The sequence below is a fragment of the Leptodesmis sp. genome (genome assembly GCF_052746595.1).
On record NZ_JBRAGO010000131.1, the window covers coordinates 1 to 10,749 of the forward strand.

Below are 10,749 nucleotides of genomic sequence, written 5' to 3' on the forward strand. Positions count from 1 at the left end.
AGATCTAGAGTATAAACATCCACAGGAGTCATTCCAATGGCAGGAGCGATCGCACTCTACAGGGTGCCTGCACAGTCTTTAAACTTTCTTAGGATTGACTGTTAAGTGATGGACTAACTGTTGAATTGAGATGGGCAACTGAGCGTGAGGACTTTCATGAAAGCTGCTGTCATTAATCAGTATGGGCCTCCCAGTGTATTGAGGTATGTGGATGTCAATCGCCCCTCGATCAAACCGCATCAAATGCTGGTTAAGGTACACACCAGCAGTGTGAATCCGATCGACTGGAAGATCCGTCGCGGTATGTTGCAGTTTTTGACGGGCCGTTCTTTTCCCATAATTCTGGGATTTGATGTGTCGGGGGAAGTGGTGCAGGTCGGTGATCTCGTCACTCGCTTTCAACCCGGTGATTTGATCTATGCCCGACTAGATCAGTTGGTCGGGGGAGCTTATGCCGAATATGCTGCCGTTTCAGAAAAAGTAGCTGCCCCCAAACCAGCGAACATGACGCATGCGCAGGCTGCTGCTGTTCCTCTGGCTGGCCTCACAGCTCTGCAAGCGCTCCGAGATGCAGGCAAGCTAGAAGTTGGACATAAGGTGCTGATTAATGGCGCATCTGGGGGCGTGGGCACCTTTGCCGTGCAACTGGCTAAAGTTCTGGGTGCGGGGGAAGTGACCGGCGTGTGCAGCCGCGCTAATTTGGATTTGGTAGCAAGCTTGGGGGCCGATCGCGTGATTGACTATACCCAGCAAGACTTTACCCAGGACACCGTAAAGTACGACATTATTTTTGATGTGGTCGGCAACCGTTCCTTCCTGGATTGCAAAAAGGTACTACAACCCAAGGGCATATATATCACCACTCAACCCTTCCCAACCGATTTTTTGCAAAGTTTCCTGACGTATTTGTTGCCAGGACAGAAGTATCAGGTGATTCTAATGAAATCCAACCACGATGACCTGGCTTTCCTGGCCGAACAAATCGAGGAAGGCAAAATTCGCGCCGTTATTGATCGTACCTATCCCCTCTCTGAACTGGCCGCTGCCCATACCTATAGTGAAGAGGGACACGCGATCGGCAAGATTGTAATTATAGTGGATGTTGAATAGTGAATGGTGAATGGATAGTTACAATGGTCTTTTGTCGCGAAATGTGTCGAATGTCAACATCTGCTCATAGGAGTGCAACAGCCATCTAACCCAGTCGGCTGAAGGCTAAGCAGGATAGAGCTTGCCCGTCTATTTAAAATCCCCTCGACAGGGATCAAGATCCGCTCTAGACTTGACTTCAAGCTCTAATGCAACATTCGATACAAAATTTAATGTCAAGTGATGAGGGACTGTTCTGTGCAACTCCAACATGTGGCTGTTCAACGGGCAACCGGTGCTTATGCACTGATAGATAGTTTGAAACGTCATGGTGTCAAACATATCTTTGGCTACCCTGGCGGAGCAATTCTGCCCATTTATGACGAACTTTACCGCTTTGAAGCAAGGGGAGAACTGCAACATATTCTGGTGCGGCATGAGCAGGGAGCAGCTCACGCCGCAGATGGGTATGCCAGAGCTACAGGAAAAGTGGGAGTCTGCTTTGGAACCTCTGGGCCAGGAGCTACTAACCTGGTGACGGGAATTGCTACCGCGCACATGGACTCAATTCCCATGGTGATCATTACCGGACAGGTTCCTCGTCACGCGATCGGCAGTGATGCCTTCCAGGAAACTGATATTTACGGAATCACGTTACCAATCGTCAAACATTCCTATGTCGTACGTGATCCCAAAGATATGGCCCGGACGATCGCCGAAGCCTTTTACATCGCCAGTACTGGACGGCCTGGACCAGTACTAGTAGACATTCCCAAAGACGTGGGTGCAGAAGAGTTTGACTATGTGCCTGTAGAGCCTGGATCTGTGAAGTTGCCAGGATATCGGCCAACTCTCAAAGGCCATCCTAACCAGATTGCCCATGCCCTGAAACTGATCCGGCAGGCGAAGCAACCGCTGCTCTATGTAGGTGGCGGAGCGATCGCGGCCAGTGCCCATGCAGAAGTTAAACAACTAGCGGAATTGTTCAATTTGCCTGTAGCCACTACTCTGATGGGGATTGGTGCCTTCGACGAGCATCATCCTCTGTCAGTCGGAATGCTGGGAATGCACGGCACTGCCTATGCGAACTTTGCGGTCATGGAATGTGACCTGCTGATTGCGGTAGGTGCCCGGTTCGACGATCGCGTGACAGGCAAGCTGAACGAATTTGCGCCCCACGCCAAGGTGATTCACATTGACATCGATCCTGCCGAAGTTGGCAAGAATCGTGCTCCCGATGTACCGATCGTTGGGGATGTGCGCAATGTATTAACAGATCTATTGCGGCGCAGTCAGGAAGATGGTAATGTGCCAGATAGTGAGCGTAATCGAGCTTGGTTGAATCGTATCGATCGCTGGCGGGAAGATTATCCGCTGGTCGTGCCTCACTATGCCGATAGCCTGTCTCCCCAAGAAGTAATTGTAGAAGTCGGCAACCAGGCTCCCCATGCAATCTACACCACCGATGTGGGACAACATCAGATGTGGGCAGCCCAGTTCCTCAAAAATGGTCCCCGCCGCTGGATCTCCAGTGCCGGACTGGGAACAATGGGTTATGGGATGCCTGCTGCCATGGGGGCCAAGGTAGCTCTTCCAGATGAGGACGTGATTTGTATCAGCGGGGATGCCAGCTTCCAGATGAACCTTCAGGAGTTGGGTACGCTGGCTCACTACAGCATCAAGGTCAAAGTCGTGATTATCAACAATGGCTGGCAGGGGATGGTACGCCAGTGGCAGGAAGCGTTTTATGGAGAACGCTATTCGGCTTCTAACATGGCTCCCAGTATGCCTGACTTTGTGAAGCTCTGTGAGGCGTATGGGCTGAAGGGAATCGTGGTGCGTTCCCGTGACGAGTTGAAAGACGCGATCGCGGAAATGCTAGCTCACGATGGCCCGGTAGTGCTGGACGCTCACGTCAAGCGCGATGAAAACTGCTATCCAATGGTGCCCTCTGGTAAGAACAACTCACAAATGGTCGGTCTCCCAGAACACAAACGGTTAGAAAAGGTAGCTGAACTGATTTATTGCAGTAGCTGCGGTGCGAAGAATATTTCCACCAACCGCTTCTGCCCAGAGTGCGGCACCAAACTGTAAACAGCAACCTGGGATACCTTGAGAAGCCGGATTTTTCCGAGAAACCCGGCTTCTGCGATGATAGGTCTTTCCCTGCGCTAGGATTTAAAGGCTGTCTAGCGTAGGTTAATAAAATGAATAATCAGCATCTATCGTTGAATTCCAGTAGAGCCTAGATATCGGCTGCGACGATCGGGATCAGTGGGATGCTCATAGCTCTGCTCGCGATCGCCGAATCCCAACCTACTCAGAATCTTGCTTCCCCAACTTTGGAAGGCCGTTGGCGGTTGGTCGATATGGGGGAACCTTCATCTCCATCAGGAGAACGTCCCTTACCCCCCGTTTCTTCAGGCGCTACTCCAGTAACGGTGGAATTTTCTGGGGAGCGCTTATCTGGCTCCGGAGGTTGCAACCGATACATCACGAGCTATCAAACTACTGGAACGCAATTGGCCGTGGGAGGAACTTTTGCCTTTACTCGCATGGCTTGCCCAAAACTGATTATGGAACTGGAGTCTTGCTATTTGAAAGCCTTGCAAGGTGCACAAAACTACACGATCGATCAGCAGGGACTACAAATCACCTACAAAACGACTGAAGAAACAGGAGTTCTGCGGTTTGTTGCCGAACCCCCTCCAGAACCCTCATCTTTTATTATTCATTGGTAACTTTCTGAACTCTGAACTACCAGGGTAAGCGGCTGCCGTCCCAGGAGAAAAACTGGCCGCTATCCGTCGGTTGCAACCTTGCAATCACATTCAGCAGTTGAGCAACTGTCTTTTCCACTGAAAATAATTTCTCAGGCGGCACATTCCGCTGAAACGGCCTGGATAATTCTGTATCCGTTGTACCGGGATGGAGCATCACCACCACCGTTTTTGGACTCTTACGGCTATACTCGATCGCCGTTGTTCGCATCAACATATTCAAAGCTGCTTTCGAGGCTCGATATCCATACCAGCCGCCTAATTGATTATCACCAATACTGCCAACCTTCGCGGAAATGCTGGCAAATACACTGCGATTGTCATGCTTGATCAGGGGCAACACCTGTTTGGCCAGTAATACCGCACCAATACTATTGATTTGAAAATAACGAATTAAGTGCTCAGCCTGAATCTGCTGCAAACTCTTTTCCGGTTGAATGCCATTCTCATGTAGAAACCCAACGCAATACAGCACGAAATGGAGTTGGCTCACCTGCCTTTGAATCTGGACCATTCCTTCAGCAATTTGCGCTTCATCCGTAATATCCATTTGAATTAAGGTCAGACGATCGGGATAGACGGATGCGATCGCCGCCAGTTCTGGCGATACATCAGTTCGATAGGTGACATAAAGGTGAACAACCGAAACCTGAAACTGATCAGTGAAATCAGGCTGCAATAAACGCTGAACAAATCCCAACCCAATACCACGATTTCCCCCAACAATCAGCCCATTAATTGATTCAAGTCCTGCAAATACTGACATGAGATTTTAGATGGTCGTTTATTCTTGGTTAACAGACAAATCTTCTGAACATCCGCTGCATCACCAGGAAATCAATTTCCTGGCTCATAGCTAAAGTCATCTAAAGATGACTGGATAAGAGTTTCAGTCCATTTGAATGGACTTGCGCTGTTAGCCCAAAATTTTATTTTAGGTTAGGGCGGGTTGACAACAGAGACATGAGCCTTTCAGAACTTTTGTCAGTCAATCAGCATTTGTCCTTTGTTCTATGTCTCTGTATTATCAGAGGGTGTCTGAAAAGTATCCGACGGTTAAACCCGCGACTACACTCACCAGGTCTACCGATGCAGACTCAACCTGCATCGGTAGGTTTTCTCCGGATAGCCGCGACGTCAGTCGCTAGGGCGACAAAGAGACTCAGGGTCAGGCAGGATTTCTGCTAGCAAGCAGAAGGCAAATAGGTTAGAAATGTCATTGGTCATGGTTCATTGATCTTGATAGTTGTGACTTCTCACAGTTTGGTCTGAATATCTTTACAACTAAGCTGTTTTCTGGATCAAACTGGATATGGTGCCAATGGCCGTAAAACCAAACCAACTCAGATGTCTTCAGTTGCCTCAGGGCAAACGCGAATTACATTTATTGTTGTTCTCATATTGTTGTTCTCAATGAATCAGGGTTTCGTATGCCTCAAGAATTAACACCTGCCAAGGTGGTTATCGTTGGTGCTGGATGGGCTGGATTAGGAGCCACTTATCATTTAGCACAACAGGGATATGAGGTGACGCTGTTGGAAGCGGGGCCATATCCTGGGGGATTAGTAGCTGGTTGGAAGACGGCTCAGGGACGCTCGATTGAAGCAGGTATTCATGGATTCTGGTATCCTTACCGCAACATCTTTGCACTGATTGCGGAATTGGGCTTAAAACCTTTTACCGATTGGACACGATCGTCCCAGTATTCTCCTGCTGGTCTGGAAGTAGAGTCCCCCATCTTTCAACGGGAACCCTTTTTACCCACTCCCCTGGGAACTTTTTTATATCCCCGATTTAGGCGACTGCCCCTGAGCGATCGTCTGTCTGCCCTGCCACTGCTCTATGCCATGATTGATTTTGACAATTCAGATGATGCATGGCGACGCTACGATCCGGTCACAGCGCGAGAATTGTTCAAACAATTTGGTGTTTCAGCCCGTCTGTATAAAGATGCCTTTGAACCCATGCTGTTGGTAGGTCTGTTTGCTCCCGGAGAACAATGTTCCGCTGCTGCCGCTCTGGGAATGCTCTATTATTTTATCCTGGCGCACCAACCCAACTTTGATGTTGTCTGGTGTCGAGGCACCGTTGGGGAACAAATTTTTCGTCCTTGGATCGATCGCATTCAGCAAGTTGGTGGACGAGTACTCACCAATCAGCGCGTCACTGATCTGGTTGTCGAACCGGACGCATTGGGAACTAAACCCAAAGTCAGCAAAGTGGTTTGTGGTGAGGAATCTTTTGCTGCCGATGCGGTTATCTTTGCAGTGGGCGTGACTGGGATGCAGAAAATTGTCAATACCAGTGCTAGCTTACGTCAGTTCCCGGAGTTTTGTAATTTGATGAATTTGGGAGCGATCGATGTTCTGGCGACTCGGCTATGGTTCGACCGTAAAGTCACTGTCCCTTTACCCTCTAATGCCTGCTTTGGATTCGACGCTACAACAGGATGGACTTTTTTCGATCTCAATACACTACACGACGAATGGCGCGATGAACCGGGCAGCGTAATTGAGGCCGATTTCTACCATGCCAATCAACTATTACCGATGCCAGATGAGCAACTCATCGCTAAGGTGCATCGCGACTTGACTACTTGCGTTCCCGGATTTGGTGCCGCTCAGGTGATCGATCGCAGTGTGGTACGATTGCCCAGGGCTGTAACCCACTTTTCGCCTGGAAGTTACCATATGATGCTACCGGGAACCACTCCCATTCAGAATGTGTTCATGAGTGGAGACTGGATTATCAACCGTCATGGTTCCTGGTCTCAGGAGAAAGCTTATGTAACCGGATTAGAGGCTGGCAACCGAGTTATTCAACAGTTCGGCAAGGGAACTCCAGCCTCAATCATTCCCATAGAACCCGATGAACCTCACATTCAACTGGCCCGTAGGTTGAATCAGGCTGCCCGTGACTGGCTGGGCAATTTTCTCCCCAACATCTGGCTACCTTAAGATTTTAGATTTGATGACTTCAGATTTTTACGTAGGAAGGTAGGAAGGTGAAACCTTCCTACCTTCTACCACTGGTTGGCGATTTTCAGTTGGTTCAGTGGAAAGATTTATCATAGTTAAACTAAGTCCAGCTAGAGAATGGTTGTGTTCCGATCGGAAAAACTCCGGTTCTAGACTTGGACAAGGTTTATGCAGAGACGCGATCGCTCCAATGAATCGCCAAGAATTGTTGAGTGTTCAGCACATTTCCTGGGCAAGAGTCCTTGAGAAAGGCATCTAAACGAACGCTATGTTGCTGATGCAAGTAGTACTCGATTGTTGCCTCATCTACCCATCCTCTAGCCACAAGAACGTCACCAAACAGCATTCCCATCGCCTGCTGATCCCAAAGAGCCACCCGAATCTGATCATCGGTAAGTAAATTGGCCTCTCGTAAATAGACTCCTAGCGGTTTAGAGAGGTCTCGACATAGGTTTGTTTTTCTGTACAAGCATCGTTCATGGTGACTCAGTTCCCTGATTGCAAACATGATGAATTGACCCCATACGCCAAGAATTCCATAAATTCTCGGATAGAGTTCTCGGTTTTCAGGCGGAACCTTTTCCTCCATTAAGCTGAATGCATTCTAAGATGATCATGTTAGAACCCTATATTCCTAAGTGACCTGTAAATGTCTAATCAAATTCTGGGATTGAGCGATCGCCTCGCCGAGTATCTGAAATCAGTTTCGTTGCGGGAACCGGAAGTGCTGACCGAACTGCGGCAGGAAACCTCCCACCACCCAATGAGCACTATGCAGATTGCTCCTGAACAGGGGCAGTTGATGGCCTTGCTGGTGCAGTTGATGGGTGCGAGAAAGACGCTAGAGATCGGTGTTTTTACGGGTTACAGTGCACTGGTGGTCGCTCTGACCCTGCCTCCCGATGGTAAGGTAGTGGCCTGTGATGTGAATCAGGAATTTACAGCGATCGCCCGCCGCTACTGGGAAAAAGCAGGAGTAAGCAATAAAATTGACTTGCATCTGGCACCTGCCCTTGAAACATTGGATCAGCTTCTGGCAAGTGGTCAGGCCAACACCTTCGATTTTGCCTTTATCGACGCGGACAAAAGTAATTACGACAACTACTATGAACGGGCCTTGCAACTGGTTCGACCAGGAGGCCTAATTGCCATTGATAATGTTCTTTGGTCAGGAGCCGTTGCTGATCCTGAAATACAAGATACTCGGACAAATGCCATTCGCGCTCTCAACCAGAAATTGCATCAGGATAAACGAGTCGCATTAAGCCTGATTCCAATTGCAGATGGGTTAACTCTGGCACTCAAACGCATCTGACAAAGCGGAAAGAGAGTAGTAAAGGACAACGGGAAAAGATTACAGCATTGCCTGCTGGTTTTTATATTCTGTCTTCTGTTAGACCAGCCTAAACTTGTAGATCACTGAATCCTCATTGCCAGTTTCTACCCAGTATTGGTTTCGTCAAATCATGGCCAAGGTGGATGAAATTAAAAAAACATCGCGATCGCTACTCAAAGTTGTATCCATTTTGGGAATGAGGAAATAGAATAAAATCAATGCACTCTATTTGTGGACAATCAATATGGCAGCCACCCCTGGAAAACGTTCAAAGGCAACGTTAGTCAAGAAGGAAATGGTTGAAGAAGCTAATTCCTTCCTGCAAGACTTACCGGAAAAGCAAAAAGAGGATCTATCCCTCAAAGAAGCTGTTAACAAGTTACGCGAACCGATTCAAGAAGCACTGGCAAAAGGCTACAGCTATCCCGATCTGGCAAAAATGTTGTCAGAAAAAGGAATTAAGATCAGTGCTCTGACGCTGAAAAACTACGCCCCCTCTGGCAGAAAGCAAAGTTCTAAAGCTAAAGCTAAACCCCGGAGAGCTAAAAAAGTTCAATCCAATTCAGTCGCCTCGATTGAGTCTGTGTCTGACCAATCAGACTCTTCGGATGAGGCCGGGGCTCCTACTCCCAGATCCCGTCGAGGAGGAGGTAGAACTGCTAGCTCCAGATCAACATCAACAAAATCAACAGGTGCAAAAACTACTCGTCGCGCAACTTCAACGGCAAAAACAGGAGCTAAATCGACTAGTAGACGACGCAAATCAACCGCCGCAGAGTAGTTGTTGCTAACGGATGCGTTTCTAATTGGAGCGTTGGTAACATGGGTGAGTCAGTTACTGATCGCTCCTATCCCCCACCGCCTATCTCCAATTGCAGACAACTACTACATTAATTGCCAAGTACTTCGGCAGCGAGTTTTCCTTGGTTCACTTTCTCAGTCACCAGGATGCGATACAACTCCATGCGGCGGTAGAGTTGCTCCGCGGTATCACCTTTTCGTTGCCAGATTTGCGCTCTAATTGTAGTAATTTCGTCTTGTGTCAGAATGCCGTCCGCTGTGGCGCGTTTGATGACGTTCTTTAGCATTTCAAGTTGGTAAACCTCCTCTATAGTCGGCTCTTTCGCGTCTATCCATTCAACATGCATGATTTCTGCTTACTGATATACAGATAACAGGGATGATTATAGAAGAGAAGCAAGGGCGAGAAAGACGCATAGATTACGAAGAAGATTAAATTAAATTAAACCTTGTCTAAGTCACCCTGGCGACTGATGTCGCGGCTATGCCAAGAAACTATGCCGACGCAGGTTACTGAAAACCTTGATTAGATTGAGTCTGCATCGGTAGACTTGGTGAGTGTAGTCGCGGTTTTAACCGCCAGATACTTTCGGGTTTGATGGGGGCACTATCTCTCAGTTCTTGAATGTTGCTGGCAATGCGATCGCCCTGATCACCATAATTAGAGCCTTGCAGACTGCCAAATTCTACCAGACATTGCCGCCCCATTTGTCTGGCCATTCACCCTGTTCCGTACTGGTTTAGTATAAGGACAATTTTTCTATTAGAAAAGTTAAAGTTTATAAACGTTGCAGGCCTTAATACAAGAATCCCTTAGCCTGAGTTGCGGATTTTGACTGCAAACCGATGAAGGCTTGAAATAGAAAAAGTTCCAGGCTGATCAGTTATATGGACAGAATATAGATGCAGGTAAACCGCCATTCCTTTCCCAGAGATTCTATTCAGTGGACGATCGCCCGTGTGCGAGTCAGCCTGTTCAGATTGATTAACCGACGAACCATCTTGCTGTTGTCTATTCTGCTGCTCACCGGGATTGCCGGGACATTGTGGAGTACGTTTCAGTTATCGTCTAGTCTGATTCAATCTCAAGCGCTGCAAAACGCTGAGTTATACGCCCAGGCCATCAACGAGGCCCGAACTCTCTATAGTTCTAAAGCCGTGGATCGCGTGAAAACAGTTGCCGGAGTCACGATTACCGATAACTATACTCAGCAAGCTCATGCGATTCCGATACCTGCCACCTACTTAATCGAATTGGGCGAAACCCTCAGCCAGCAAAACCCTGGGATGTCTGTACGGCTTTACAGCAACTATCCTTTTGCCAAACGCAAGCAGCAGGGCGGCCCCAGAGATGAATTTGAACGGGAGGCATTACGCTTTCTGGACAAAATCCTAAACAGATGTACGTGCGGGTAGAACCTTATCAGGGGCGGTTAGCTCTACGGTTTGCCCAGGCGGATATCATGAAGCCCAGTTGCGTCAGTTGTCACAATGCCCACCCCGATAGCCCGAAACAAGATTGGAAAGTGGGAGATGTACGGGGTGTCCTGGAAATCACTCGCCCCCTGGATAGTTTTATGGCGAAAACCAATACTGGCCTGGGTGGCATTTTTGCGGCTCTGGCCACACTCTCCTTGTTGGCCTTAGTCGGCGTGGGTCTGGTCATTAGTCGGTTACGGTAAACCTCCAAAGAATTGGAATTGAGAGTTATTGAGCTTTAACAGCAGCAGCCCCGCGCTCTACCCGCTTCGGGTGAGCGTCGGGA

The 10,749-nt window shown here is 48.4% G+C and carries 12 protein-coding genes; 8 read left to right on the forward strand and 4 right to left on the reverse strand.

The window, feature by feature from the left end:
• Positions 1–156: 156 nt before the first annotated feature.
• The 3 genes from ACUVQO_RS20740 (at position 157) to ACUVQO_RS20750 (ending at position 3,830) form a co-directional block, all read left to right on the forward strand.
• Positions 157–1,110: an NAD(P)-dependent alcohol dehydrogenase gene (locus ACUVQO_RS20740; protein ID WP_445927729.1), complete on the forward strand. Its 954-nt coding sequence runs from the start codon at positions 157–159 to the stop codon at positions 1,108–1,110.
• Positions 1,111–1,347: 237 nt separating this feature from the next.
• A complete protein-coding gene (gene ilvB / locus ACUVQO_RS20745; protein ID WP_445927730.1) occupies positions 1,348–3,183 on the forward strand; it encodes a biosynthetic-type acetolactate synthase large subunit in 1,836 nt (611 codons plus the stop codon).
• 185 nt (positions 3,184–3,368) lie between these two features.
• Entirely contained in the window at positions 3,369–3,830 is a 462-nt protein-coding gene (locus tag ACUVQO_RS20750; protein ID WP_445927731.1) for an META domain-containing protein, read from the forward strand.
• A gap of 16 nt (positions 3,831–3,846) precedes the next feature.
• Here ACUVQO_RS20750 and ACUVQO_RS20755 read toward each other — a convergent pair whose 3' ends face one another.
• Positions 3,847–4,635, reverse strand: coding sequence for an SDR family NAD(P)-dependent oxidoreductase (locus tag ACUVQO_RS20755; protein ID WP_445927732.1), 789 nt, complete (start codon positions 4,633–4,635; stop codon positions 3,847–3,849).
• Positions 4,636–5,299: 664 nt separating this feature from the next.
• Between ACUVQO_RS20755 and ACUVQO_RS20760 the strand changes: the two genes are divergently transcribed.
• Entirely contained in the window at positions 5,300–6,826 is a 1,527-nt protein-coding gene (locus ACUVQO_RS20760) for a hydroxysqualene dehydroxylase (RefSeq protein WP_445927733.1), read from the forward strand.
• A gap of 187 nt (positions 6,827–7,013) precedes the next feature.
• Here ACUVQO_RS20760 and ACUVQO_RS20765 read toward each other — a convergent pair whose 3' ends face one another.
• Positions 7,014–7,316 (reverse strand): hypothetical protein, encoded by a 303-nt coding sequence (locus tag ACUVQO_RS20765; RefSeq protein ID WP_445927734.1) that lies wholly within the window; start codon positions 7,314–7,316, stop codon positions 7,014–7,016.
• A gap of 180 nt (positions 7,317–7,496) precedes the next feature.
• Here ACUVQO_RS20765 and ACUVQO_RS20770 point away from each other — a divergent pair, with 180 nt between their 5' ends.
• Positions 7,497–8,162, forward strand: a complete 666-nt coding sequence (locus tag ACUVQO_RS20770; RefSeq protein WP_445927735.1) for a class I SAM-dependent methyltransferase — start codon at positions 7,497–7,499, stop codon at positions 8,160–8,162.
• Between the two features lie 265 nt (positions 8,163–8,427).
• The gene (locus ACUVQO_RS20775) at positions 8,428–8,964 is read left to right on the forward strand and encodes a hypothetical protein (RefSeq protein ID WP_445927736.1); all 537 of its coding nucleotides are present in this window, start codon (positions 8,428–8,430) and stop codon (positions 8,962–8,964) included.
• 109 nt (positions 8,965–9,073) lie between these two features.
• Here ACUVQO_RS20775 and ACUVQO_RS20780 read toward each other — a convergent pair whose 3' ends face one another.
• Together ACUVQO_RS20780 and ACUVQO_RS20785 are read right to left on the reverse strand one after the other, a co-directional pair.
• Positions 9,074–9,331, reverse strand: a complete 258-nt coding sequence (locus ACUVQO_RS20780) for a hypothetical protein (RefSeq protein ID WP_445927737.1) — start codon at positions 9,329–9,331, stop codon at positions 9,074–9,076.
• A gap of 163 nt (positions 9,332–9,494) precedes the next feature.
• Positions 9,495–9,704 carry a hypothetical protein gene (locus tag ACUVQO_RS20785; RefSeq protein WP_445927738.1) on the reverse strand — a complete coding sequence of 70 codons (210 nt, stop codon included), beginning with the start codon at positions 9,702–9,704 and terminating at the stop codon, positions 9,495–9,497.
• A gap of 183 nt (positions 9,705–9,887) precedes the next feature.
• On the opposite strand from ACUVQO_RS20785, the gene ACUVQO_RS20790 reads away from it, so the two are divergent.
• The gene (locus tag ACUVQO_RS20790) at positions 9,888–10,400 is read left to right on the forward strand and encodes a c-type heme family protein (protein ID WP_445927739.1); all 513 of its coding nucleotides are present in this window, start codon (positions 9,888–9,890) and stop codon (positions 10,398–10,400) included.
• Positions 10,391–10,666, forward strand: a complete 276-nt coding sequence (locus ACUVQO_RS20795) for a c-type heme family protein (protein ID WP_445927740.1) — start codon at positions 10,391–10,393, stop codon at positions 10,664–10,666. The genes ACUVQO_RS20790 and ACUVQO_RS20795 overlap by 10 nt, the downstream gene beginning before the upstream one ends.
• Positions 10,667–10,749 lie beyond the last annotated feature (83 nt).

What these genes read in the sequence shown, in the direction of transcription:
- ACUVQO_RS20740 (WP_445927729.1), top strand. Translation starts at nt 157, where the DNA reads ATGAAAGCTGCTGTCATTAATCAGTATGGGCCTCCCAGTGTATTGAGG.
- ACUVQO_RS20750 (WP_445927731.1), top strand. Translation starts at nt 3,369, where the DNA reads ATGCTCATAGCTCTGCTCGCGATCGCCGAATCCCAACCTACTCAGAAT.
- ACUVQO_RS20755 (WP_445927732.1), bottom strand. Translation starts at nt 4,635, where the DNA reads ATGTCAGTATTTGCAGGACTTGAATCAATTAATGGGCTGATTGTTGGG.
- ACUVQO_RS20760 (WP_445927733.1), top strand. Translation starts at nt 5,300, where the DNA reads ATGCCTCAAGAATTAACACCTGCCAAGGTGGTTATCGTTGGTGCTGGA.
- ACUVQO_RS20770 (WP_445927735.1), top strand. Translation starts at nt 7,497, where the DNA reads ATGTCTAATCAAATTCTGGGATTGAGCGATCGCCTCGCCGAGTATCTG.
- ACUVQO_RS20775 (WP_445927736.1), top strand. Translation starts at nt 8,428, where the DNA reads ATGGCAGCCACCCCTGGAAAACGTTCAAAGGCAACGTTAGTCAAGAAG.
- ACUVQO_RS20780 (WP_445927737.1), bottom strand. Translation starts at nt 9,331, where the DNA reads ATGCATGTTGAATGGATAGACGCGAAAGAGCCGACTATAGAGGAGGTT.
- ACUVQO_RS20785 (WP_445927738.1), bottom strand. Translation starts at nt 9,704, where the DNA reads ATGGCCAGACAAATGGGGCGGCAATGTCTGGTAGAATTTGGCAGTCTG.
- ACUVQO_RS20790 (WP_445927739.1), top strand. Translation starts at nt 9,888, where the DNA reads ATGCAGGTAAACCGCCATTCCTTTCCCAGAGATTCTATTCAGTGGACG.